The sequence below is a fragment of the Tumebacillus flagellatus genome (genome assembly GCF_000714935.1).
Lineage (GTDB): Bacteria > Bacillota > Bacilli > Tumebacillales > Tumebacillaceae > Tumebacillus > Tumebacillus flagellatus.
In genome coordinates, this window is record NZ_JMIR01000007.1 from 47,833 (window position 1) to 71,594 (window position 23,762).

At 51.4% G+C, this 23,762-nt stretch carries 22 protein-coding genes; 15 read left to right on the forward strand and 7 right to left on the reverse strand.

Going from position 1 to position 23,762, the window contains the following annotated elements:
- The first annotated feature begins 19 nt into the window (after positions 1 to 19).
- The 5 genes from EL26_RS06760 to EL26_RS06780 all read left to right on the forward strand — a co-directional run bounded on the left by EL26_RS06760 (position 20) and on the right by EL26_RS06780 (position 6,335).
- The gene (locus EL26_RS06760; protein ID WP_052036086.1) at positions 20 to 2,257 is read left to right on the forward strand and encodes a glycosyltransferase family 39 protein; all 2,238 of its coding nucleotides are present in this window, start codon (positions 20 to 22) and stop codon (positions 2,255 to 2,257) included.
- Positions 2,258 to 2,358: 101 nt separating this feature from the next.
- Positions 2,359 to 3,237: a UTP--glucose-1-phosphate uridylyltransferase GalU gene (gene galU, locus EL26_RS06765; RefSeq protein WP_038085967.1), complete on the forward strand. Its 879-nt coding sequence runs from the start codon at positions 2,359 to 2,361 to the stop codon at positions 3,235 to 3,237.
- Positions 3,238 to 3,239: 2 nt separating this feature from the next.
- Entirely contained in the window at positions 3,240 to 4,226 is a 987-nt protein-coding gene (gene galE / locus EL26_RS06770; RefSeq protein WP_038085969.1) for a UDP-glucose 4-epimerase GalE, read from the forward strand.
- Between the two features lie 19 nt (positions 4,227 to 4,245).
- Entirely contained in the window at positions 4,246 to 4,917 is a 672-nt protein-coding gene (locus tag EL26_RS06775; RefSeq protein WP_038085971.1) for a response regulator transcription factor, read from the forward strand.
- The gene (locus EL26_RS06780) at positions 4,914 to 6,335 is read left to right on the forward strand and encodes a sensor histidine kinase (protein WP_038085972.1); all 1,422 of its coding nucleotides are present in this window, start codon (positions 4,914 to 4,916) and stop codon (positions 6,333 to 6,335) included. Before EL26_RS06775 ends, EL26_RS06780 begins: the two co-directional genes overlap by 4 nt.
- 44 nt (positions 6,336 to 6,379) lie before the next feature.
- On the opposite strand, the gene EL26_RS06785 is transcribed toward EL26_RS06780, so the two are convergent.
- Both EL26_RS06785 and EL26_RS06790 read right to left on the reverse strand, forming a co-directional pair.
- A complete protein-coding gene (locus EL26_RS06785) occupies positions 6,380 to 7,606 on the reverse strand; it encodes an MFS transporter (RefSeq protein ID WP_038085975.1) in 1,227 nt (408 codons plus the stop codon).
- A gap of 120 nt (positions 7,607 to 7,726) precedes the next feature.
- On the reverse strand, positions 7,727 to 9,502 hold the full coding sequence (locus tag EL26_RS06790) for an AMP-dependent synthetase/ligase (protein ID WP_052036087.1): 1,776 nt from the start codon (positions 9,500 to 9,502) through the stop codon (positions 7,727 to 7,729).
- A 207-nt stretch (positions 9,503 to 9,709) separates the two neighbouring features.
- Here EL26_RS06790 and EL26_RS06795 point away from each other — a divergent pair, with 207 nt between their 5' ends.
- Entirely contained in the window at positions 9,710 to 9,922 is a 213-nt protein-coding gene (locus EL26_RS06795) for a hypothetical protein (RefSeq protein ID WP_038085977.1), read from the forward strand.
- 117 nt (positions 9,923 to 10,039) lie between these two features.
- Here EL26_RS06795 and EL26_RS25375 read toward each other — a convergent pair whose 3' ends face one another.
- A complete protein-coding gene (locus EL26_RS25375) occupies positions 10,040 to 10,210 on the reverse strand; it encodes a hypothetical protein (protein ID WP_161780675.1) in 171 nt (56 codons plus the stop codon).
- A gap of 100 nt (positions 10,211 to 10,310) precedes the next feature.
- On the opposite strand from EL26_RS25375, the gene EL26_RS25380 reads away from it, so the two are divergent.
- The 3 genes from EL26_RS25380 (at position 10,311) to EL26_RS06805 (ending at position 11,984) form a co-directional block, all read left to right on the forward strand.
- Positions 10,311 to 10,457, forward strand: a complete 147-nt coding sequence (locus EL26_RS25380; protein WP_161780676.1) for a hypothetical protein — start codon at positions 10,311 to 10,313, stop codon at positions 10,455 to 10,457.
- Between the two features lie 92 nt (positions 10,458 to 10,549).
- The gene (locus tag EL26_RS06800) at positions 10,550 to 10,894 is read left to right on the forward strand and encodes a DUF4064 domain-containing protein (RefSeq protein ID WP_038085979.1); all 345 of its coding nucleotides are present in this window, start codon (positions 10,550 to 10,552) and stop codon (positions 10,892 to 10,894) included.
- Between the two features lie 121 nt (positions 10,895 to 11,015).
- The gene (locus EL26_RS06805) at positions 11,016 to 11,984 is read left to right on the forward strand and encodes an MBL fold metallo-hydrolase (RefSeq protein ID WP_038085981.1); all 969 of its coding nucleotides are present in this window, start codon (positions 11,016 to 11,018) and stop codon (positions 11,982 to 11,984) included.
- Between the two features lie 292 nt (positions 11,985 to 12,276).
- On the opposite strand, the gene EL26_RS06810 is transcribed toward EL26_RS06805, so the two are convergent.
- Positions 12,277 to 14,517: a B12-binding domain-containing radical SAM protein gene (locus tag EL26_RS06810; protein WP_081857037.1), complete on the reverse strand. Its 2,241-nt coding sequence runs from the start codon at positions 14,515 to 14,517 to the stop codon at positions 12,277 to 12,279.
- A 375-nt stretch (positions 14,518 to 14,892) separates the two neighbouring features.
- Between EL26_RS06810 and EL26_RS06815 the strand changes: the two genes are divergently transcribed.
- Genes EL26_RS06815 through EL26_RS06835 form a run of 5 tightly spaced genes read left to right on the forward strand, consistent with a single transcriptional unit; the run spans position 14,893 to position 20,626 of the window.
- Positions 14,893 to 16,113 carry an MFS transporter gene (locus EL26_RS06815; protein ID WP_038085984.1) on the forward strand — a complete coding sequence of 407 codons (1,221 nt, stop codon included), beginning with the start codon at positions 14,893 to 14,895 and terminating at the stop codon, positions 16,111 to 16,113.
- Complete coding sequence (locus EL26_RS06820; RefSeq protein WP_038085986.1) at positions 16,079 to 17,404, forward strand: metallopeptidase TldD-related protein; 1,326 nt, start codon at positions 16,079 to 16,081, stop codon at positions 17,402 to 17,404. Before EL26_RS06815 ends, EL26_RS06820 begins: the two co-directional genes overlap by 35 nt.
- A gap of 4 nt (positions 17,405 to 17,408) precedes the next feature.
- Positions 17,409 to 18,626 (forward strand): metallopeptidase TldD-related protein, encoded by a 1,218-nt coding sequence (locus EL26_RS06825; RefSeq protein ID WP_038085988.1) that lies wholly within the window; start codon positions 17,409 to 17,411, stop codon positions 18,624 to 18,626.
- A gap of 23 nt (positions 18,627 to 18,649) precedes the next feature.
- A complete protein-coding gene (locus EL26_RS06830; RefSeq protein WP_052036088.1) occupies positions 18,650 to 19,243 on the forward strand; it encodes a flavoprotein in 594 nt (197 codons plus the stop codon).
- Positions 19,244 to 19,246: 3 nt separating this feature from the next.
- On the forward strand, positions 19,247 to 20,626 hold the full coding sequence (locus tag EL26_RS06835) for a radical SAM/SPASM domain-containing protein (RefSeq protein WP_052036089.1): 1,380 nt from the start codon (positions 19,247 to 19,249) through the stop codon (positions 20,624 to 20,626).
- Between the two features lie 455 nt (positions 20,627 to 21,081).
- Here EL26_RS06835 and EL26_RS26655 read toward each other — a convergent pair whose 3' ends face one another.
- The 3 genes from EL26_RS26655 to EL26_RS06845 form a co-directional block, all read right to left on the reverse strand.
- Positions 21,082 to 21,201: a putative holin-like toxin gene (locus EL26_RS26655; protein ID WP_152559193.1), complete on the reverse strand. Its 120-nt coding sequence runs from the start codon at positions 21,199 to 21,201 to the stop codon at positions 21,082 to 21,084.
- Positions 21,202 to 21,572: 371 nt separating this feature from the next.
- A complete protein-coding gene (locus EL26_RS06840; RefSeq protein WP_038085991.1) occupies positions 21,573 to 22,661 on the reverse strand; it encodes a sensor domain-containing diguanylate cyclase in 1,089 nt (362 codons plus the stop codon).
- A gap of 245 nt (positions 22,662 to 22,906) precedes the next feature.
- A complete protein-coding gene (locus tag EL26_RS06845; RefSeq protein WP_038085994.1) occupies positions 22,907 to 23,383 on the reverse strand; it encodes a GNAT family N-acetyltransferase in 477 nt (158 codons plus the stop codon).
- Positions 23,384 to 23,565: 182 nt separating this feature from the next.
- Here EL26_RS06845 and EL26_RS24455 point away from each other — a divergent pair, with 182 nt between their 5' ends.
- On the forward strand, positions 23,566 to 23,751 hold the full coding sequence (locus EL26_RS24455; RefSeq protein ID WP_081857039.1) for a YceI family protein: 186 nt from the start codon (positions 23,566 to 23,568) through the stop codon (positions 23,749 to 23,751).
- Positions 23,752 to 23,762 lie beyond the last annotated feature (11 nt).

Consider the following 23,762-nt stretch of genomic DNA (forward strand, 5'->3'; position numbering starts at 1 on the left):
AGGGAGTGAGTGAGGAGAGATGGAACGCTTTCGAACAAATTGGCACAAGTACGCCCTGGCTGCCGTGATGCTGGCGGCGGCGTTTTTGAATTTTTGGGAGTTGTCGCGGGAGGGGCTTGCCAACACCTACTACGCGGCGGCGGTTTCGAGCATGTTGAAGAGTTGGCACAATTTCTTCTTCGTGTCTTTGGACGCCAAGGGGTTTATCTCGATTGACAAGCCGCCGCTCGGGTTCTGGATGCAGGCGATCTCCGCGAAAGTGTTCGGTTTCCACGGGTGGGCGCTGCTTTTGCCGCAAGCGTTGGCGGGCGTGCTGTCCACGGGCCTGCTGTACGTGCTGGTCGCAAAGCCGTTTGGCCGAGCGGCGGGCGTGTTGGCGGCGCTGGCGCTCGCTCTCACGCCGATCGCCGTTGCGATTTCGCGCAACAACTCGATTGACAGCCAGTTGGTCTTGGTATTGCTGGCGGCGGCGTGGTGTTTGCTCCGCTCGATCGAGTTGAAAAAACTGCGCTGGCTCGTGGCCAGTGCAGTGCTTGTGGGGCTTGGGTTTAACATCAAGATGATGCAGGCGTATATGGTGCTTCCGGCGTTCCTCGTGCTCTATGCAATCGCCGCGAAGTTCAATTGGAAGAAAAAAATCATCCATCTGGCACTCGCTGCCGTCGTGTTGCTTGGCGTGTCGTTCTCGTGGGCGCTCGCGGTGGACGCCGTTCCGGCGGATCAACGCCCGTATGTCGGGAGTTCTTCGAAGAACAGCGTCGTCGACTTGATCTTGGGCTACAACGGCACAGACCGCTGGGATAATACCGGCACACGTCTGGGCGGCGGAGGCGGTGGAAATCGCAGCGGCCGCACGGACGGCAACAATCAGCAAAACGGCATGACTCCGCCGGACGGAGTGAATTCGGCTGACGGCAACGGTCAGCAAAACGGCATGACCCCGCCGGACGGAATGAATTCGGCTGACGGCAACGTTCAACAAGGCATGACCCCGCCGAACGGCATGCAGTTCCCGCGGAACTTTGAGCCGGGTAAAAACGGCATGGGCGGTCCCGGCGGCATGGGCGGCGGGCCGGGCGGTGCCGGGGAAACGGGACAAGCCGGAGTTCTCCGCTTGTTCTCGACGAACCTGTTCGGCCAAATTTCGTGGCTCCTGCCGTTCGCCCTCTGCGCGGCACTCGCCCTGTTCTGGCGTCCCCAAGAGAAATTCGTCTGGAACGAACGCCGCCAAAGTGCTCTGCTCTGGACGCTCTGGCTCGCTCCGATGCTCGTGTTCTTCTCGTACGCCAGCTTCTTCCACCGCTACTATCTGGTCATGCTCGCTCCGGCGATCGCCGCCCTGTTCGGCGCCGGGCTCACTCAGATGTGGAACGACCTCCGCGAAAAACGCGGCTTCCACGGCTGGTGGCTGCTCGCTTCCATTGCCATCACCGCCGCGACGACGCTGGTCTTCTTGTCCAACTACACCAGCACGTCCCAGGGCGTTTTTTACTCCGTCGCCATTCTGGCAGTTCTTGCTTGCCTCGGCCTGATCTGGCTCCGTCTCACCCGTGATCTATCGCCGGTCAAAACGGGTCAATCGCTCGTTGCTCTCGTCGTACTCGCAGCGCTTTTCACCGGCCCGACCGCTTGGGCGCTGACTCCGACCTTGTACGGCGGACAATCCACGCTTCCTTATGCGGGCCCCGATTTGAAACGCCAATCCGGAGGCATGGGCATGGGAGGCGGCGGCATGCAAGGCATGCCGGGCGGCCCCGGCGAGACGACCGCCGATTCGAAGTTGATCGACTTCTTGAAGAAAAACTACGTCGAAGGCTCCTACCTCGTCGGCGTCTCGTCCGCGATGCAATCCGACCCGATCATCTTGGAAACCGGCCTTCCCGTCATGACCTACGGCGGCTTCCAAGGCAACGACCCGGCGCTGACGCCGGAGAAACTGCAAAAACTCGTCAACGAAGGTCAAATTCGCTACATCCTCATCGGCGGCGGCGGAGGTGCGGGCGGCGATTCGCAATCCGAACTGACGGCGTGGGTCAAAGCGCACGGCACAGCCGTCCCGGAAAGCGAATGGCGATCGACTCGCAACAACACAATCGAAAGCAACACAAATGAAAGCAACGCGAAGGAGAACAACCAAACCAACTCCAATTTCGGCGAACGCTTCAACAACCGGGACGGCCAAGCTCAACGCAACTTCGGCCCGATGGGCGGCATGAACCAAACGCTCTATGACCTCAAAGCGGGAGGGAGCCAATGAGGAACGATATCTCGGCGGCGGAATTCCCAAAAACCCCCACGCTCTATTGATTTTCTCGCTTGTAAGAGGTATTCTCAGCGTACAAAGAGGAGGAACGCCCCATGACCAAAATTCGCAAAGCGATCATTCCTGCCGCCGGGCTTGGCACCCGCTTTCTCCCGGCGACCAAAGCGCTGCCCAAAGAAATGATGCCGATCGTCGACAAACCGGCGATTCAATATATTGTAGAAGAAGCCGTCGCTTCCGGAATTGAAAGCATCTTGATCGTCACCGGACGCAACAAACGCGCCATCGAGGACTACTTCGACAAATCCGGCGAACTGGAATCCTTCTTGGAAGAGAAGGGCAAACACGACCTGTTGGAAATCGTCAAGTCGGCCGCCAACCTCGCGGACATCCATTACATTCGCCAAAAAGAACCGCTCGGCCTCGGCCACGCCATTCTCTGCGCGCGCCACTTCATCGGCGACGAACCGTTCGCGGTGTTGCTGGGCGACGACATCATCCACTCCGAGCCTCCGACCTTGAAGTCGATGGTGGAACTCTACCAACGTCACGCCCGCCCGGTGATCGCCGTGCAGGAAGTCGATTGGGAAGACGTTCACAAGTACGGGATCGTCTCGCACACCGAGGGCCTGATTGACGAGATTGTTGAAAAACCGGCGCGCGACCAAGCGCCGTCGAACTTGGCGGTCATCGGCCGCTACGTGCTGACGCCGGACATCTTCCCGATCTTGGAGCAGACGGAACCGGGCAAGGGCGGCGAGATTCAATTGACCGACGCCCTGAACGTTCTGAACACCGCAGAGAAGATGAAGATCTTCAACGTTCAAGGCAAACGCTACGACATCGGCGACCACGCGGGCTATCTCGAAGCGTCCTTGGAATTTGCACTGCGCCGCGACGACATCCGTCCGCGCTTGCAAGAGCACATCTTGCGCCTGGCGGAACAATTGACGGTACGCGAGGGAGGCCGATAAGCATGGCTTCGATTCTCGTCACAGGCGGCGCAGGGTACATCGGCAGCCACACCGTCCGCCATCTCTTGGAGCAGGGGCATGAAGTGGTCGTGCTCGACAACTTGCAGACCGGACATCGCGGTGCGGTGCTCACGCCGCACTTCTATGAAGGAGACATCGCCGACGCGGCGTTGATCGCCGAGATCGTCCGCAAGCATTCCATCACAGCCGCCGTGCATTTCGCGGCGCTTTCCTTGGTCGGAGAGTCGATGAAGTTCCCGACCAAGTACCTCGAAGCCAACACCGTGAAATCGCAGCAGTTTGTGCAAGCGCTCGTGGAGAACGGAGTGCGCCGGATCGTTTTTTCCTCGACGGCGGCGGTGTACGGGGTGCCGGAAGTTGTCCCGATTCCGGAGGATTCACCCAAGCATCCGATCAACCCGTACGGCCTCTCCAAACTGTTCATCGAGCAATATTTGCAGATGATGGAGACGTTGCACGGCCTGAAATGGATCGCCCTGCGCTATTTCAACGCGGCGGGCGCATCGGAGGACGGGCGGATCGGCGAAGCGCACGATCCGGAAACGCACTTGATTCCGCTGGTGTTGCAAGCGGCGCTCGGGCAGCGCGAGTCGCTCTCGATCTTCGGCAATGACTACGACACGCCGGACGGCACCTGCATTCGCGACTACATCCATGTGCGCGATTTGGCGGACGCTCATGCGTTGGCTTTGCAAGCCTTAGCGGACGGCAAGCCGAGCGGTTCCTACAACGTCGGCACCGGCAAGGGCTATTCGGTGCTGGAAATCATCGAAGCGGCGCGCCGCATCACGGGGCGCGAGATTCCGACCGTGCAGGCGCCGCGCCGCGAGGGCGATCCGGACGAACTGGTCGCTCAGGTGGACAAGATCCGCCAAGACCTTGGCTTCACCGCCCGGCACAGCGATTTGGAAACGCTGATCTCGTCGGCGTGGAATTGGCACGCGAACCATCCGCACGGCTACCGCTGAGATTGAGGAGGGAGCCACGATGATCACGATTCTGCTCGTCGACGACGACCCGCACATTCGCGAATTGGTTCGGCTCTATCTGCGCAAGGAAGGCTATGACACGCTGGAAGCGGCAAACGGGCGGCATGCGCTCGACCTGCTGGAATCGGCACGCGTCGACCTGATCGTCCTCGACATCCTGATGCCGGAGATGGACGGTTGGGATTTCTGCCGGGAAGTCAAACGCCACCACGACATCCCGATTCTCATGCTGACCGCCAAGGGCGAATCCCAGCAGCGGATCAAAGGCTTTCAACTCGGGACCGACGACTACCTCGTCAAGCCGTTTGAACCGGTCGAACTCGTCCTGCGCGTCAAAGCCCTGCTCAAGCGCTACCGGATCAACTCGTCGCAAAGTTTGCAAGTGGGCAGTTTGGAGATCAACCGCTTGACGTACGAAGTCCAGAACGGCGAATCGCGCCAATCCCTGCCGCCCAAAGAATTCGAGCTGCTGTTCAAACTGGCGAGCTATCCGGGCCAGATCTTCACCCGCGCTCAACTGATCGCAGACATCTGGGGTCATGATTACGAAGGCGACGACCGCACGGTCGACGTGCACATCAAGCGCCTGCGCGAGCGGTTCTCCGACCATGACGGCATCAAAATCTCCACCGTGCGGGGCTTAGGCTACCGGTTGGAGACCACGTCATGACCCGCTCGCTGTATGTGCGGATGGTGCTGACGTTTCTCGTCGTCGTGGTGCTGTCCTTGGTGGTTTCGTTTTTTGTGACGAACTGGCTGTACTTGGGGCAGTACAACCGCGACGTGCGGTCCCAGTTGGAAATGACCGGGCAGTTGGCGCTCAAGATGGTGCCGAGCGCCTCGTCCGACCAAGAGTTGGAAGTCTATATGAAGCAACTCGCGGAGCAATTCCGCGTGCGCATCGGGCTGTTCGACGACCAAGGGCATGTGCGGACGTTCGCTTCACCGGGCGGCCCGCCGCAAGCAGACCGCTTGTCCGTCTCCACCGAAGCCGTGCAACAAGTGCTCTCGGGAAAAACGTACTCGCACTCCTCCGAGCCGCCGCTCGGGATGCTGATCGGCTTGCCGGGCGAAGACCAGCAAGACCGCTTCCGTGGCAACCGCCCGCCGATGGGCGACATCGTCGGGTTGCCGTATACGCAAGACGGTCATCGCGGCGCGTTGATCCTCGAAGCGATGCCGAGCAACCGCGGGCGGAACATGGGGACGTTTGTGAACATCACGCTGATGATCGTCTTGGTTGTGGGCAGTTTGCTGATCGTCGTCGCGTCCCGCTACCTCGTCAAACCGTTGCGGGCGATGAAAGCGGCCACTGAGCAATTGGCGAAGGGCAACTTTGACATCCGCCTCTCCGACCAACGGGGCGATGAGTTCGGGACGCTGGCGAAGAGCTTCAACCGCATGGCGGTGGAGCTGAGACAGATTGAAGCTTCGCGCCAAGACTTTGTCTCCAACGTCTCGCACGAAATCCAATCGCCGCTGACCTCGATCAAGGGCTTCTCCAAAGCGTTGCTCGACGACGTGGCGGACGAGGCAGACCGCAAGCGCTACGCCGAGATCATCTACAAGGAAAGCGACCGGCTGTCCCGGCTGAGCGAGAACTTGCTGCGCCTCGCGTCGCTGCAATCGGAGCATCATCCGTTCCAGCCGAAAGCGTACGAACTCGACGAGCAACTGCGCCAAATCGTCGTCGCGCACGAACCGCAATGGGCGGAGAAGGACATCGAGATCGACCTCGAAGACCTCCCGCGCACGATGATCGTGGCGGACGAAGACTTGCTGAGCCAAGTCTGGACGAACCTGCTCTCCAACGCGATCAAACACACACCGCGCGGCGGGACGATCTCCATCACGCTCACCGAGCATCGGGAGACGCTTGAAGTTGCGTTTCAAGACAGCGGCCCCGGCATTCCCGAGGAAGAGCGGGAGAAAATCTTCGAACGCTTCTACAAACTTGACAAGTCCCGCAACCGCACCAAGAGCGGCAGCGGAATCGGACTTGCCATCGTCAAAAAAATCCTCGACCTCCACGAAGGCGCCGTCTCCGTGGCAGGCTCAACGTTCACTGTCACCTTGAAAAAAAGCTGACATCTGCCACAATTGGCGGACGTCAGCTTTTTTGGCATCTGCGGTTAGAAATTTTCTTGCAAATCTTCGCGCAATTGACGGCGAATCAAGAACGTGAAGAAAACCGTCTGGATCGCCACCAGCAAGAACGCGAGGAAGTACGGTGTCTGCGTATCGCCGGATGCGATGATGATCCCGGACACCGCCGTCGCGCCGGAGACGGCCATCGAGCGGCAGAGGTTGCGCAGTCCCGAGTGCAAGCCGCGCTCTTCCAGCTGCGTGGCTTTCATCATCGAGGAGTCCACAAACGAGTTGACCATGATCGACCCGACCCCGCGCCCGAGCAAGAACGGCGCAAACGCGAGAAACGGCACCGACAAGCCCATCAGCAGTTGGCCGACCATGTGCATCCCAAACCCCAAGTAGAGGAAGAGACGCCGTTTGGCGGTTTGCATCAGGTACGGCGTCGTCAGCGACGTGAGGAAACTGAGAAACGAGTTGGCGGCGATCACGTAGCCGACGAGATCGTCCGAGAGATCGAACCGCTGCTTCATGATCACGTTCTCCAGCGGCACGACCATCGCGTACGTCGTTCCGGCAAGCGTGGCGTAGATGACGTAGAGCAAGACTTGACGGGAGGGCACGACGCGCCAAGAGGGTTTCTGAGCGGCTTTGTCCGCACGCTTTTCTTGCTCGATGCGCGCGGAGGCGGCGGGCAAGAACAAGCGCATCACGAACATGACGGCAAACAGTGCCGCGACCAAGAACATCGTCGACTGGTACATCGTGGTGCCCTGCGGCATGTACTGCGGCAGATGCGTGGCGAGAATGTTGCCGAGCGCCAACGTCAGCGTGAACGCGGCGATCAGCAAATTGAACGCCGTCGTCTCGTCTTCCTTGCGTTCGCACAAACTCATGATGTAAGGGAACTCGCAGGAGATGATAAACGCCGTGCCGGCCGCCAGCAAGACTTGCGCCAGATACAGTTGCAGAGCGGTCGTCGCCAGCGGAATGGCGATGTAGCCGAGCGTGGCGACGCCGATGCCGAGCGCCATCGCTTTTTTGGCACCGAAACGGTCGGTGAAGAGGCCCGCCGGATACGAGCACACGGCCGTCGCAACAGAGTTGACCGCCGTTGCGATCCCGATCACCCGCGCATCGAACCCGAGCGCCAAGTAGTGGAAGTTGAAGATGACCGCCATGCCGATCGCCAGACCGAACACCATCTCCGAAATCAGATAAAAATGCACAGCCCGCGGCATTCGCAACAACGATTGAAAATAGGCGACCATGAGACCTCCTGAAATCATTAAACTAGGATGCATCCATTCTAGCAAAAAACCGCTTGGCCCTGTAAGGGTGCCGAGCGGTTTTTTTTCAAGATTCGGAAGGTCTAGTGGTTGGAAGATGAATTAGATCGCAGCCGCTTCCGGTTGCTCTTCGTACATCGCGGCGATTTGCTGTGCGTAGCGTTCTTGCAGCACGTGCATTTTCACTTTCAGCGACGGCGTCAGTTCGCCGTTCTCCAGCGTCAACTCGCGCGGGAGGATCGTGAACTTCTTGGGCCGTTCAAAGTTGGCAAACTCGCCGAGCTGCGCTTTGATTTCGTTTTCAAAAAGCGCTTTCACCAGCGGGTGCTCAATCAACTGAACGGTTGGTAGGTTCAGAGAATGCTCTGCCGCAAACTTCTCCAGGTTGACGAAATCCGGCACGACCAGCGCACAGACGTACTTGCGTTTGTCGCCGAGCAGGATCGCTTGCGAGATGTACGGCGAGCGCGTGATCGCCGATTCGATCGGGAAGGGGGCGACGTTTTTGCCGGTGGCGAGGACGAGGATGTTTTTCTTGCGTTCGACGATGCGCAGGTAGCCGTCGACGAATTCGCCGATGTCGCCCGTCATGAAGTAGCCGTCCTCGGTAAAAACTTCACGGGTGGCTTCCGGGTTTTTGTAGTAGCCGACCATGACCGACGGTCCCTTCGCCAGCACTTCGCCGTCCGGGCCGAGCTTCACGTCGAGGTTGAGAAGCGGGCGTCCGACAGTGCCGATGCGCAGGTCGTTGTACGGGTTCGTCGCGATGACCGGCGCGGTTTCCGTCAGCCCGTAGCCTTCGCAAACGTCCAGCCCCGCGATCTTCAAAAACTCGCCGATCGTCGGCGACAGCGCCGCCCCGCCGGAGACGAGCAAACGGATGTTGCCGCCCATGCGCTGGCGAATCGTTTGAAACACCAACTTGTCGAGCAACGGGTGGAGCAGTTTCGACGTGAACGTCGGAGCGGTGATCTGCTGCTTTCCGACTTTCAGCGCGAGGCGGAAGATCGCTTGCTTGGCTTTGGAGCCCTCGCGAACGGTGTTCATGACGCCGTCGTAAATTTTTTCAAACAGGCGCGGGACGGAGGTCATCAGCGTCGGGCGAACTTCCAGCAAGTTGTCGGTGATCTTCGGCAAGCCTTCGCAATAGACGAACGTTGCACCGTTGGTGAGCATCGTGAACTGGCCGCACGTGCGCTCAAAAATGTGCGAGAGCGGCAAGTACGACAGCGCCACATCGTCGGGATACGTCGGCAAAAATTCGCGGATGGCGTCCACGTTGGCAAACAAATTGCCGTGTGTGAGCATCACGCCCTTGGGGTTGCCGGTGGTGCCGGACGTGTGCACGATCGTCGCCAGTTCGTCGTCGGTGATCGCCGTCCATTCCGTTTGCGGGCCTTGCAGAGCGAACAGCTGTTGCCCGCGCTTTAGTATCGCGTCATACGTCTGCACGCCCGGATGTACCGGCGTGTTGGCAGACGAGATCACGATCAGGGAGTGCAGCGCTTCCGTGGCGACGGAAAGCACGCGTTCCGCCAGCGCGTCCGTCTCGACGAGAATCGCTTCCACGTCGGCGTTTTGCAAGATAAACTCGATCTGGTGCGCCGTGCTCGTCGGGTAGATCGGCGTGGTGACCGCTCCGCACATCATGATCGCGATGTCGGCAATCGTCCAGGCGGGACAGTTGTTGGAGAGGATGGCAACCTTGCTCCCGCGCTTGACGCCGAGGTCTTGCAAAGCGTACGCGAACGATTGGACATGATCCCAAAATTCGCGGTAGGTCAGCTTCTCATACTGACCGTTTTGTTTCCACATCAACGCCGTGCGTTCTGCGTGGTTCTGCACGGATTGGTGGAGAAGAGAAAGCAGGTTCGACATAGCGACACCTCCTTATTCCTTATCGACTGGGTGCACAAAAAAAGCGAACAAGTACAGGTACAGATAGTGTACGTGTCGCGCGCTTGTCCCAATGCTCAGAACTGCCAGTTTTTATACTGACCAGTTCGTCAAATAGTGTGAAAACTCCTTTATTTGTCGAAAAATGTTTTTATGGTAGACTGGAGGCAGCGAAAGGAGAGAGGACCCATGCGGTTTTCGCGATCGGAATTGATTGAGATCATCACCCCGCACGTGTTGCGCACGCTGATTCGCTTGCACGGTGCCAAGGGCGCGCAAGTGGCGGAGCAAGACCTGATCGACGCGGGACTCACCGAAGAGCAGCGCCGGGCGTTGGTGCAGACCAAGCGGTTGCTGCCGACGGAGACGGAGGGCGTGTATCAAGTGAATTTGCAGGCTTGAGCCTGTATAAAAAACGGCGCTCTCAAAAGAGTAAGCCTGTACAAAAGTCGGCTCCTCGTTGAAGGGGATTGTTTGCACAAAAAAACGGCTTCCCCTATAGAGGAGAGCCGTCTTTTTTTACCCTTCGTCGTCTTCGGGCTTGTAGGACTTGCGGATGTCGCGCAGGAGTTCCGCTTTGTTCTTGCGCACGCGCAAGCCCCCGACTTTGTACGAAGGGTGAATGCGAAGTTGCTTGGCCAGCGCTTGAATCTCCTTGATTCCGAGGGTATCGAGGTCGACTTCGCTCACGACAACCACCTCCCATGAATCTCGAAAGAACGTCTCACGCTCGCTTCGAGTGTTACTGTACCCTCTTTTGGGAAATCTAAGCGGGCGGAGGTGAGCTTGGATGAAGATCCGTTTCTATGTGATTGCGTTGCTTGTGACGATGATTGTCCTTCTGGTGGGATCGGTGAACCGGGGCATGCTGCGAACGGTGCTCGGCTCGCTGATGATGTCCAAAATTTCGGCGAACACGAGCCCCGGCAAGCGTTAACAGATGTAAGAGTGGAATGTCACCCCTGACTCATACATAGTATGACGGTGTGGATGCGCTTTCCAAGGCGCACAAGAGAAGGGGTGACGCGCATGAAGAGAACGGCTGAATTTGTTATGGGTCTTATTGCTGGTATTGTAGGGATTTTGTGCGGTTTCTCGGGCGTCTTGTTCGGCGGGATCGCAGAGTCGTTGCAAGTCGACGGCGCGGGCGTCGTCTCCACGGCTTCGTGGGTGGCCATTGCGATTTCGGTGCTCGGGATCATCGGTGCGGCGATCATCAAGAGCAAAACGGCGCTGGGCAGCCTGTTCATGATCGTGGCGGCGATCGTCGGGTTTATCTGCATCTCGTTTTTCTACACCGTGCCGGCAGTGCTGTTCCTCATCGCCGGGATCATGGGATTTGCCCGCAAGAACAAAAGCGGAGTCGCCGCGTAACGGCGCGATCCCCGATTCAGGAAAAAAGACCCCTTTTCGCGTGGGGTCTTTTTTTTTATAATCGAAATATCTACCGACTGTTCGGTACAATTTCGATTCGGATCAAGGAGAGTGAGCCGAGATGCTGCATAAGATACCGATTCCCACGCCGTTTCCGGTGGGCGACATCAACGTGTATTTGCTGAAAGGGCGGGATTGTTTGACGTTGGTGGACACGGGGCCGTTGACCCGGGATGCATTGGAGGCCTTGGAACACGGTCTCGGGGCAGCCGGGGTGCGGGTGGAGGATTTGGATCAGATTGTCTTGACGCATTACCACTGCGACCATGTCGGGTTGGTGGAGCATCTCGTGGAGAAGAGCGGAGCGAAGGTGCTGGCTCATCCGTATACGGAGCCGCTGATTGCGCGCGACCCGGACGTGGAAGCGGCGAGGGGTGAGTTTTATTTGCAGCTGTATCGAGGGCTCGGGTTGAATGAAGAGCAGAAGGAAACGGCGTTGAAGCAGATTCTGTACTTCCTCGATTACGTCGGCACGGCGCATGTGGACACGGCGTTGCAAGAGGGCGACCGCTTGCCGGGGCATGAGGAGTGGGAAGTGTTGTACACGCCGGGGCATGCGCTGGATCATATTTCGCTGTTTGACCGGCAGGGGCGGCGGATGTTGCTGGGAGATCATGTGATCAAGCACATCTCGTCGAACGCGCTTTTGGAGCCGCCTCTTCGCAGAGGAGAAGAACGCCCGCGGATGCTGATGCTGTATCGCGAGGCGCTGCGGAACGTGCAAGCGCTGGACTGGGAGATCGGGTACGCCGGGCATGGGGAGGAAGTGACGGGGCATAAGGAGTTGATCACGAAGCGGCTGAGGGATATGGAGCGCCGTGCAGAGCGGGTTTTGGAGACGGTGCGCGCCGGGAAGTCGGTCGGGATGGACATTACGTTGACGCTGTTTCCGAGGCACTTCGAGCAACTGCCGCTGATCATCTCGGAAACGATCGGCCACCTCGACTGGCTTGTGCATGACGGGAAGCTGAAGATCGAGGATGACGGCGGGCTCTGGCGGTATGAGGTTGTGGAGGAGTGTTTGAAGTAGAAAAAACGGAACAAACTGCAGGGGATGTGTCCCCTGCAGTTTGTTCATATTCGATACGGTGAGGCCTATCTTAAGATGTGATAAATAAAAGCAGATCCCGCAAATTGCACGTTCTGGTTGGCTGAGTCCCCTGTGGTGCTCCACATCCGTGTCTCAATCGAAAAACTGAGATTTGATTTACTGCTTTTGGCCTTGTTATTTTTGTAGTTTACGCGAAAAGCGTGTAGACCTCGTACCGCAAATGGTAGTTTGTCTACACGCTGAATGAATCCATTTGGATTCTCTTTTAGGTTTAATGTTGTTTATATGATGAAGCGTGATTCGCTACAGCATCAACATGATGAGGAGAGGGTACGAAACGAATATAGTTTTTCAAGATACAAACATGAAGCAACCGTTCAAATAAGTGTCGATCCGCTTCAGGAGTTTTCTGGTCCTCAAAATAGGCCCGAAGAGAATTTGCATTTTGAAACCATTCTAAGAGTTCGATTACATGGGGAGTCAGGCGGTGAATCGTATTGTCCTGACGGATGAAATACTGTTTCACTGCTTCTGAGCCTTGCTTGCTTGGCAGAACTTTGGAGGTCAGGATGTCTACCAGTTGAGCGTGAGATAAGCCAATAAGTTGCTCTTTTCGATACGCAGCGTGTAAATCAGAAATGTATCGAGTACTCAAAAGTTCCTCAATAGGGAATTTGCCGATATCATCGACTACATTTCCATTCGTTATCACGATTGTATCTAACTCCGGCTTTTGAGGTTCTAAAATTGCTCGGACCTGAGTTCCAAATCGATCATGATAGAAAAAGGAGTGCGCCGAGTCTGTTCCACCAACCCAAGGTCTGTCAAATCCGGTTGGATTCAAGGCTTGCTTCTTTTTACTTAGAATATGTTCCGTTTCTGGACTGCGATCTTGTACAGAATCTTCAAAGTGTAAATTCCGAATGATATCATCCCCATCATAGGGCCTGACGTTTGTAATACCAAAGTCTGACGGCTGTTTGGCCACGATGGCTCCCGGAGTCAATGCAAATGTTCCTAAGCCGCCAAATGTCCAATAATCGCGACTTTCCATTAGAAAGTTTATGGAATCCATTGCTTCCTCATATCGTTCACTCGGGAAGTGTGTAAATCCCATAATCTGTACACCAATGCCGCTGTTATAAAAACTGTGTACTGTTTCTTTGACACGGTGAACTTGTGTGCCTTTGTTGATGAGATCCAAAATTCGCTGATTCCCCGATTCAAAGCCTACGGAAATTGCAGTGCAACCACTTGCTTTTAACAGGTCGCAACGCTCTTTCGACCAATACTTCTCAAGTCGTATCTCCGCACCCCAACGTATATCAATCTTTCTTTTCACGATCTCTTCTGCTAAATGCAGCAAAGTAGCCGGGCTAAGCACATCGACAGAAAAATATATAAATTTATATTTTTTAGACAATATAGATAAATCATCTACCACTTTGTCCACTTGGTTTGTTCTCCACGGACTCGTGGGAGAGTCACCGTTCAATCCATAATCACAAAACGTACATTTGTTCCAGTAACAGCCGCGTGAAGGTGAGTAGTAGACAAACGGTTCCGGTGATAAATACAAACTCCAGTCAAGTTGGCTATAGTCAGGTGTTGGGAGTTTTGCGATATCCTCGTACTGAATAACAGGTAATTCGGCTGTGAGCTCATGCTTGGGATTGAACAAAACGTTTGCAATCGTACGGAAAGGCTGGTTGTTCTCAACAAGTTTTAGCAACTGGGTAAATGCTTGTTCTCCTTCACCGATCACGCAAGCGTCGGCCGCGTCAAAAACGCAGAAAAACTTGCTTTTATCGAGGAGATATTTCCACACATCAGAGACTTCGGTGCCACCAAACAAGATGACGATGTTCGGAAAGTGATTCCGAATCAACCTTCCTAGGGAGAGGGCGAAGGGGAGCTGAGCCATGTAGGTGACATTAATGCCAACCACCCGGTATTCATTTTTTTGAATGAGTGGCAAGAGAACATTTTCAAAGTAGGGATGAAACGGATTGGCGATACGATGGCATAATTCATGATTCCCCATGTCGCCGGAACTTTGAAGATTGAATAAAGAACGAGGAGACAGAGAAAAACCATCAAACTGCCCTACAAATCCCTGCAAAGAAAGCAAGTCAACCCAACTCAGGAGCAATTCAACGGCCGGTTGATAGTGATGATAATCATAAAATAAGTTCTCATTTCGCATGACCTGAATCGCTTGTTCGAGTCCTTCATAGTCAAATGCACAGGCTTTTACAAGGTATAGCAACTCCACTTGCTCAAGCCCGTTCAATTGGGGTTTGCTTTCGAGTTCAAGTCGTCGTGCGCGTACATCCTCTTGGAAATTTGTAAGATACTCGCCGTTCACTGTGTACAGAAATGCCTCGATGTTGGTGTCCAAAATGTCGATATGTTCGACATTCATTTGACGTGCATACGTCTCCAGGTATGAAAGACTATGGTAACCAGACGTAGGATCTGTTATGGGTGGGTACAGAAGTAATGTGGACATGATGGGGGCTCCTTTCGGTCAAAAACACAGAATTAAAATACAGAATAACAATAACCATGGCGAGTTACTTATTGGGAGTGTATATATGTAAATATATCACATTAAAAATATTTTTTGTCAACCGCATTGACATGAATTTCTTCGATGCTGTAAGATAAATTTTGCAGGCTGCGAATTTAAAGAAATATGAGAGGTGAATATTAATGAACAAGAATCTCGAGCAAGAAATCCTTGAGCTGGAAGAAACTCTGGCAGACGAAGTTTTCGGCGAGCAAAAAACGAACAACAACGTAATCTGCTAATTTCTCAAAGTAAAGCAGAGAGGCCTGAACACCTCTCTGCTTTACTAACTAAAAATCGAATGGGGGGGGAATCTTGAATCGATTCATGCCTAGGTATTTAATCTACCTGTCTCAGTTTTTTTCAGAGATCGGAGATTGGTTCTCGATCAGTGCCGTCATGCTGTTGATCTATCATGTTACAGAAAGTCCGTTAATGGTCAGCGGGATTGCGGTTCTTGAGAATATAGCGATCATTGCTTTTTCAGCTTTGGGCGGAGTCATCGTGGATCGCTATAACCCAAAACGGATGATGCTCATCAGTGATCTTCTAAGAGGTATGTTGATTCTTCTGATTCCGTTCTTTCACGAGAACATTGCGGTTATCTTTGTCGTGCAGATTTTGATTGTCACTTCGGGCTGTATCTTTACTCCGGCTAAAATGAAAATCATCCGAAAAATTTCATCTGATGACGAATTAGCCATGATCAATGGCACGTCTTCCATGCTTACTGGACTTGTAAAGATTATTGGGGTCCTTCTCGGAGGGATTGTGGTTGGTCTTTTTGGCTATGATTTGCCTTTCTATTTCGACTCTGCTTCCTATCTGTTGTCAGCATTTTTTATTTCCTTTATTCTCTATCGGTCTACCAAAATAGAAGACAACTTTTCGAATGAGGACAAAAAATCGGTACGCGAGGAGCTAAAAGAAGGTTGGAGCGGAATTCGAAAAGTTCCACCGGTGCCGCAGCTCCTGATCATCTTCACACTAGGCAGTTTTATCATGGGACTTTTTGTGACACAAATAGTCGTCTATAATTCGAAGGTCTTACAGGGAACTGAATTAACGTACGGCTATTTGAACTGCGCCATGGCTGTCGGAGTTGTGATTGTCTCCTCCTTATTTTCGAAGTTTGTTTCAAAATGGGAACCGTATCAAACGATAATCGGCAGTACATTTTTGGGAGTTGGAGTGATGCTGATCAGCATGACATTCGTCCCCTTCCCTTATGTATTGGTGGTTTTATTCTTTTTGGGCGTATTTCAAACCATGCCCAATTTAGTGGCCGTAACGATCTGTCTGAGAGTGGTTCCGGAAAGTCTATTAGGAAGGTTTTTTGGTCTGCTGAATTTGGTTACGACTCCATGTTATATCACAGGTATGCTCGTAGGAGGCAGTATTGCTACCTGGTCAGTGGAGTGGATGTATCGAGGTGCGGGATTGCTCGCAATCACCTTGTATGTCGTTGCTTTTTTAACAAGGAAGAGATTTCAGGGAGGGGTTGACGATTCCAGCCGACAACAAGTATCTTCGTGATTTGCTTGAGAACAAGAAACAGTATTTTGCAGAGATTATTTGGAAGGAAGGCCAGACCCTACATGTGGATCCTTCCCAAGCTGAATTTCCAGTTGTCCCGATCATTCATCAGGGGGGGCTATTAATACTTTCGGATGGTGCGCATCAAGGGAGATCAACGTTCCAAGAACCTAGCGAATTTACATTCGCATACGAGCAAGCAAGAGAAATGTTGTTAACGAGGACGAATCCAATCCATGTGGGTTCGGTTTCTCACCATTCAACATGTGGCACGTTCGACCCCGTGGAAAATGAGGTTTTTAATCAAGAATATATAGAGAAACTCAAACGAGATATTAAGGCTTTGGACGAGTACCATCAGCATTTGCACGGTCGGTTTGAAGGTCGCCATGTCGTGAAGGCTATTATAGATCGTCAATATACTCAGTATCTGAATTCAAACGGCACAACACTCTCTCGAAATGAACTGTTTTCAACTGTTGCATCGGAGATTCTGACTTCAGCGAATCATTTGTACTTGCATCATTCAGTCAAGCCGCAACCGATACCGCAACACTTGCAAGAGTTGAACAGCCTCGAACTTTATCATGAGGAAGGAGAGGCGAGTGAATTTGCTTCTGGAAATTACCCTTGCATGATGTCTTCACACGTTGCAGGGGTATTTTTACACGAAGTTGTGGGTCATTTGTTTGAAGCTGATACTGCGATTGCTTCTAAGCTGTATTCTAAAAAGGGTTCTAGAATCGCGCCTGATTTTGTGCATATCTCGGATAAACCCAACATGCAGTTTGATGATGAAGGTTCTCTCACCCAAAATACTTTTATGATCCAGAACGGGAGAATCGAAGGATTGCTACATTCCCGTGAAACGGCTGCTCGTGACAAAGTTCAAGTAACAGGACATGGCCGTGCCATACGTGGAGGGATGGAGCCGATGCCACGAATGCACTGCACATGTATGGAACCGGGAGTAGAATCATCCAACACATTGAAGTCCGCTTTTAAACGTATGGTGTATCTGGAAAGTATTGAGGATGCTCATTCACATCTAAATAATTTTGTACTTCAAATTCGGAATGCCCATGTGTTGGATAATGGAGTGCCGGTTCAACGAATCGGAAGATGTTTTGTTAGAGGAAGTTGTCTGAGTGCGCTAAGTCGAATTGTCTCAATCAGCAATCAGGCAAAAAAACACTTTTTTACTTGTTCGAAGAAGAACCAAAACGGTTTGTATGTGGCCTCTGATGTACCCGAAATTTTAATCGACTCCATTTGGATTGGAAAAGGATAACACTATGGGAAAAAAGATCGAAACTTGCGAAATCTGTTGGGAGGAACAGCAGTTTACACCTATATATTCTGAAAAAAGGAAGAAACAAAGCAATGCGATCCGGTACTTGGAAAATGGAAAATTAGGAGTGTTACTTACTACTACTAGAATCACTCCGAAACATATCGAACTGGCGAAAGCAATGGCATCAATCGGGGCTGATGTTGGAGATGATTTCTTTTCCGCTCGTGTGCACCCTCACATGATGTCGAAATTAGAGGATTCTTCGTACGGAATCCAATCTTTGCGCAATGACTTGCAGAACCGATGTGGAGAAGCAAATTTTATTTTGAAGTCCTATAAAAGGAATCTTGGTCTTTATTATGATGGTGAACTTCTCCATCATTCAGAACTTGTTTTCTACGAGTATCTTGTGCAACTTCCCAGGAAAAAGGGTTCTGCGCCTGCAGTCATTAGGAAAAATTCATTTCAAAAGGTTCTTAAATTTGATGAATTGATGAATGTGAATCAATTGCAATGGAATACGGAACAGAAGTCTTCCATTGAATCGAAAAACTACGAAGCCGTTTTCTCTTCAACTGCATTCGATGTTATCCTGGATTTGCTGCTGCATTGTTGCAATGCAAGAATCTGTACAGTTACAGACTTCTCAGAACGGCATCCATTCGCTGGTTCAGTATTGTCGGAATCAATCACAATTGATTCATCGCCGAAATATTCTAACTTGTTTGACGATGAAGGGGTCCAGACAAACAACAAACCGCTCTTCGACCGAGGGGTATTTACAGGCTACTTCAATGATCTGTACACAGCGAACAAGCTTGGTGTAGAACCTACAGGAAACGGATTTCGAGGGATGTTTCTGCATGCCCCCTTACAAGAGGGGATTCCTTCCTCGAAATATCCATTCGCGAGGATGCAGTCTGGCAAGGTTGAGGCTGAAGATATGATCGCTTCGATGAGTACAGGCATTCTTGTCGAAGAACTGTCTCTGACGTATAATCACGATTTCTTCTTTCACCCTGTACAACTACCGCTAAAAAAAGCTTGGTATGTGGAGAATGGAAACGTGATAGGACGAATTGACGAATCAGCTTCCATCGTGATCGATCTTCGTTCTTTCTTTAAATTTGATCTCACGGTTTCCAAGAAAGCTGAACAAGTGTGGGGGAAGGAAATTCCGTGGATTCATGCCCCGCAAATTATGGTTCTTGCTAAATGACCTTTTGAAAGGAAGATTAGTAAATGGAAACTCGTTCGTATTCCATTGACAGATTGTTGATCGGGGCTTCTGGGTCGATTGGAGTCGTGAATTTGATTCCGTTTCTCCTCGCCTTTAAAGTGGCCAGATTTGCAAAAGAGGTACAGGTTATCATGACAGATACGGCAGCCAAAATGATCCCGCCGAGTACAGTTCGTCTCTTTTGCGACGGGGTTCACACCAGTTTGTTTGATGAGGAAGGAGGCAAGGTGAGACATATTAAGTTAGGGGAATGGCCACAAATGTACGCGGTTTTACCGGCATCTGCTAACCTCATTGGCAAACTTGCGAATGGAATTTGCGATGACTTGCTAACCACCACAGCCATTGCTGCGAAGTGTCCGGTTGCCATCTTTCCCAATATGAATTTCGACATGTTCAATAAATCGGTTGTGCAGAGAAATCTAAGTCTACTGGAATCGGATGGACACTTTGTGATTCCGCCGTTGATCTCGGAAGCTTATGAGGTAGCCACAGGAGAAATGGTGAAAGCAGCAACGTTACATCAGCCGTCGGGGATTATGGAACAACTGCTCGGTGTGCTGGATTTCATAAACAACCAGAGAAATGAGGGATAAATAATGGTGCAACGGAGTAAAACCTCAGAACGTTTGGATAATGTGGGTGACCAATTTTTTGTGAGTTCTCGGTTCAATGTACGCACGTATGATGAGGAAGGGAATCTTTTGCTATACAACAGCTTTAACGGTCAGTTTGTAACAATAGAAAGAAGCGATGCTGCTGACGTTGTGAACCTTTTAAGCAAGGGGTCGAAAGAGCAAAATGCGCCAATTGTCAAGGAGCTGATCGAGCGAGGCTTCATGATCCCACATGATGTGAATGAATTTATGCGAGCAAATTTGCAACATAAGGAAGCGCTCTACAAAGAGAGAAAACTGAATCTGATTCTCATGCCCAATGAAGACTGCAATTTTCGTTGTGTGTACTGCTATGAATCTTTTGCCAAAAACAAAATGGATGAAGCAACGCAACGAGGTATCATCGAGTATGTAAGACGTGAACTGGATCATTACGATTCATTAAATATTTCTTGGTTTGGTGGAGAGCCGTTAACCGCCCTGGACATCATAGTGCGGTTATCCCAAGAAATGTTACAAATTTGTCGGGAGAAGAAAAAACTGTATTCGGCCAATATGACAACCAATGGGTATTTACTCGATGTGCCTACCTTTATTCGACTTATGAAAGTAGGGGTTTTTTTCTACCAAATCACATTTGATGGAACAAGTGAAACACATAATCGACATCGTGTCTTAGCGCATGGGGGAGCCACGTTCGATCAAATCTACAACAATTTGATTGCGATTCGCGATACAAGCATCAAAAATTTCGAAATAATCATTCGTTCCAATGTCGATGAAGACGTTCATCCCTATATGAAGAAGTACATCAAGATGATGGTGGAAGATTTCGGAGGCGATCCGAGGTTTAGGCATCATTTTGTACCCATTCAAAAGCTCGGAGGGAACAATGATACGAACATTCACTTATGCGATACCAAAGATATACTTCCGTTAGTGGAGCAAGCACAAGGACAAGGTTTGGACTTTAGTTTGTACCGCGAACTGATCCAACCTTTTGGAAGTGTGTGTTATGCAGCAAAACCTACTTCGTTTTGCATAGGGTCTGACGGTATGGTCTATAAGTGTACCGTAGCCTTTGATGATGAACGAAATCACGTTGGTCAACTCTATGAGGATGGAACGATGGAGCTGTACTATGATCGGTTTGCACTGTGGGTCGTTAACGGTGCCTTGGAAGACACGGCATGTCAAAAATGTTATTTTAGGCCATCCTGCCAAGGCGAGGCTTGTCCGCTAGAGCGAATTGAGCATGGCAAGCAACCATGTCCGCCCATTAAAAAGAACATCAAAGCGTATCTAAAGATACTGGCAGCAGAAAAAAATCACCAACATCTTATTTTCAGTAGTACAAGATGAGTGTTGTAGGAAATGTTGTTACCGAAGGACCCAGAAGAGGACTGGAAGATGCTTTGGAATTGCAAAAAACACCAGAATATTCAGTGAGTATTTGTGGCGTTGACCTCATTTCAGAATCTACAGAAACAGAATCTAACGAGACGGAATGATTTAGAGATGGAAGAGACCTCACCACGAAATCAGTAGTGGTAGAGGTCTTTCAAATGAATTACAATGTCCTTTCTCACTTAGAGCGATAAGGAGAAACGTACCATAAATAGCGACAACCCTTTAGATTGAGTTTGCCAGCCGGATTGTGCTAGAATAAACTCACAAGGAATGAATAAACTAAAAAATGACCGCAGGTGCTGGTAACACCCACGGTCGTTGCACAACTGATACCCATCAAGGGTGTCGGCTCACGTACGACTTACAGGACGAAATAGACCGCCTGAGCGTCCAACTCATAAGGCGGTCTATTTCTTTTTATTCTGGTTGTCCAGCATATGTTTCATGATCGTCACGACCAAAGTGAGGGCTGCGATCAAAAATAGCCCGAATTGGAGCATGAGCGAAATGACATCATGTGCAGATATGGCAACACCCCCTTTCGTGAGGGGATGAGCCGACCACCCTTGAGGAGCCTATTCAGTTGTGCTGGTTGTATTCTATCATAGAGGAATCTGAAGGGGAACAATTGTTCTTTAGATCGGGATAAAAAGTTTATCAGCTGCCACCAGCAACTGTTTGTTCTTGCTACTGCTCCGGTGAGCCGTACCCTAAATATGGGCAAGTTTTTGCGGAATACCTTTTGGGGCATAAGTTTGAATAGATGTGTGTAGGTTACACGCTTAGAAAACACGAGAATGGTAATAGAGGATGTTCCTTTTTCAAAGGAACATCCTCGTCACTTCCTACTGAGCTACTTCTTCGTGACCCGCTTAACGAGGCAGCGATCTACCTGAAATTACCCCATGATCTCCCCATGAATCGCAATCCGGTTGGTGCCGTTGGACTTGGCGAGATACATCGATTGGTCCGCCTCGCGAATGAGATCGAGCTCCGTCTTGCCCCCTGCCCACAGCGAACAGCCGACGCTGGTGGTCATCGGCAGTTGAAGCTCCTGAATCTGCATCGGCGACTCCAGTTGCTCGATCAAACGTTTGGCAACCTGCACCAAGTCGTCGTAGCCGTTATTCAGCCATGCCGCGACCACGAACTCATCGCCGCCTACGCGCGCGATCAGATCGGATTCGCGAACCGATTTCTTGATGCGATTCGCGAATTCTACAAGCACGAGATCGCCGACCTCATGTCCGTACGTATCGTTGCATTGCTTGAATTTATTCAAATCGAGGTAGAATACTCCGAATAAGCCTTCCTCTCGACTGGCCCGATTCATCCAGCCTTGGATTCGATCGCTAAAGCCTCTACGATTCAGCAATCCCGTCAGAATATCGCGCTCTGTCAATTGAATAAGTTCGCTCTCCAGCTTTTTACGTCTTTCTATTTCGGCTCTTAATTGAACCAATAATTGCTCGTAATCGTTCAGAATCCGAATTTTGTCGTCGTAGTTAATTTGCTTCCCTAGCTCCGAGCCCAGGGCGAGCGATAACAACTGCAACGTCTCGATATCGCGGCTGGAGAAAGCATCGGGACGGCCGGAGATGACTTTCAACACGCCGACGGCGTTGCTGGATTCGAACAGGGGAACGCAGACCATGCTCCGCGCGCCGACCTTCACAGTCGCTTCCTTGTTGATGCGGTCATCCTGCTTCGTATCCGGCGAATACAAGATTTCCTTCTCCGTAACGCACAAGCCCGACAAACTGCCGTTCTTATTGATTCGAATTCCGAGATGAGGCTGCAAGGTGCCGCTGACCGCGGCATAAACCATTTCATCGCCCGCCAGCATCTCGATGGTAGAACCGTCGGCATCGGTTAAGAGGCACATCCGATCGCAGATCGTTTGCATAAACTGCTTCAAATCAAAGTTGGATAACAGCATCTGCTGTTGGACTTCCATTATGACTTTAAGGTGACGGTTCTCAAACATCGTCCCAATTCCCCCATGATTCGCATAAGTATCTGTCGGCTATTATTGTTTAATATGCTAGCACGTTTAACTAGGTTTGTCAGCCGAGCTCCGATCTTTGGGGACAGCAGGGGGCGGTGCATCTCTTGCGTAATACAGATCCCATTCCGGCTGCAATTTGTTCCGCGGAACATAAATAATGAGCAGTATGTAAAAACAGCCCGTAGAGGCACCCGATCAATCGACTGCCATCGGTTCCAGACCGTTTACTTGCTGCTGAGGAGTTTTTTCATCTTAATGCTTGTTGGAAGATACCCCAGCTTGGCATATAACTGATACGCACGTTTGTTGTGCCCGAAAACATGTAATCCGATGGAACGTACATTCATCGAGGCAAGGTCAGTTTCAAGGGCAAGAAGTGCCTGCTTTCCGTATCCCTTGCCTTGAAATTTTTCGTAGATCTGAATGCTGTATATAAAAGCTGATTTCTCGTGATTGTTTTCTTTGACTGCATACCAAAGCGTGCCTATGACACCTGCTGCTTCATGATGCAAGGAACACAGAAAATGTCCATTCGTTTGAATCCCTTCAGGTAATAGCTCCTTGGTTTCTTGGGTGGCTCGTTCCATCGATTCTGAGGGTGTCCATCTGCCTTCTTTTACATTTTCTTCGGCATACTCTCGGACTGTTTCTTCGAAGAACGTTTTATATTGTTCTTCGGTCATTCGAACCAGATGTATCATGTATGCTCCTCCAATCAGTCCTGCGACTGAAAATACGAACAAATCAGCTTAGAGCCGTTGCCAGCTCTACGACTATCACAACAACCCCTCGAAGGTAAATCGAGGCGCTTCTATCAGAGAGCAATCGCCATGAGACTGTCATGAGCCGGTGAACGGCACTATGAACTTCCGGCGATCTAACATTGCATGGAGTCACGAAACCCATCACGTTCCACCCCGTTTTTGAAGGACTGAACCAAGACCCTCGCGGCCGGGATTGTGCGGGATTTCATGCCACAGCCAGTATTGAACGCAACGAATTTGGCTTGACGTTTCATTCGCCGCTGGAAACAGGTGGTCTGATCGTCGGAAATGAAGTGAAGATCTAGCTTGATATCGA

Coding starts and splice junctions, on each gene's coding strand:
- EL26_RS06805 (WP_038085981.1), top strand. CDS start 11,016: ATGCTGCATAAGATACCGATTCCCACGCCGTTTCCGGTGGGCGACATC.
- EL26_RS06840 (WP_038085991.1), bottom strand. CDS start 22,661: ATGTTTGAGAACCGTCACCTTAAAGTCATAATGGAAGTCCAACAGCAG.
- EL26_RS06760 (WP_052036086.1), top strand. CDS start 20: ATGGAACGCTTTCGAACAAATTGGCACAAGTACGCCCTGGCTGCCGTG.
- EL26_RS06830 (WP_052036088.1), top strand. CDS start 18,650: ATGGAAACTCGTTCGTATTCCATTGACAGATTGTTGATCGGGGCTTCT.
- EL26_RS06800 (WP_038085979.1), top strand. CDS start 10,550: ATGAAGAGAACGGCTGAATTTGTTATGGGTCTTATTGCTGGTATTGTA.
- EL26_RS06780 (WP_038085972.1), top strand. CDS start 4,914: ATGACCCGCTCGCTGTATGTGCGGATGGTGCTGACGTTTCTCGTCGTC.
- galU (WP_038085967.1), top strand. CDS start 2,359: ATGACCAAAATTCGCAAAGCGATCATTCCTGCCGCCGGGCTTGGCACC.
- galE (WP_038085969.1), top strand. CDS start 3,240: ATGGCTTCGATTCTCGTCACAGGCGGCGCAGGGTACATCGGCAGCCAC.
- EL26_RS06825 (WP_038085988.1), top strand. CDS start 17,409: ATGGGAAAAAAGATCGAAACTTGCGAAATCTGTTGGGAGGAACAGCAG.
- EL26_RS06785 (WP_038085975.1), bottom strand. CDS start 7,606: ATGGTCGCCTATTTTCAATCGTTGTTGCGAATGCCGCGGGCTGTGCAT.
- EL26_RS06775 (WP_038085971.1), top strand. CDS start 4,246: ATGATCACGATTCTGCTCGTCGACGACGACCCGCACATTCGCGAATTG.
- EL26_RS06795 (WP_038085977.1), top strand. CDS start 9,710: ATGCGGTTTTCGCGATCGGAATTGATTGAGATCATCACCCCGCACGTG.
- EL26_RS25380 (WP_161780676.1), top strand. CDS start 10,311: ATGAAGATCCGTTTCTATGTGATTGCGTTGCTTGTGACGATGATTGTC.
- EL26_RS06790 (WP_052036087.1), bottom strand. CDS start 9,502: ATGTCGAACCTGCTTTCTCTTCTCCACCAATCCGTGCAGAACCACGCA.
- EL26_RS06835 (WP_052036089.1), top strand. CDS start 19,247: ATGGTGCAACGGAGTAAAACCTCAGAACGTTTGGATAATGTGGGTGAC.
- EL26_RS06810 (WP_081857037.1), bottom strand. CDS start 14,517: ATGTCCACATTACTTCTGTACCCACCCATAACAGATCCTACGTCTGGT.
- EL26_RS06845 (WP_038085994.1), bottom strand. CDS start 23,383: ATGATACATCTGGTTCGAATGACCGAAGAACAATATAAAACGTTCTTC.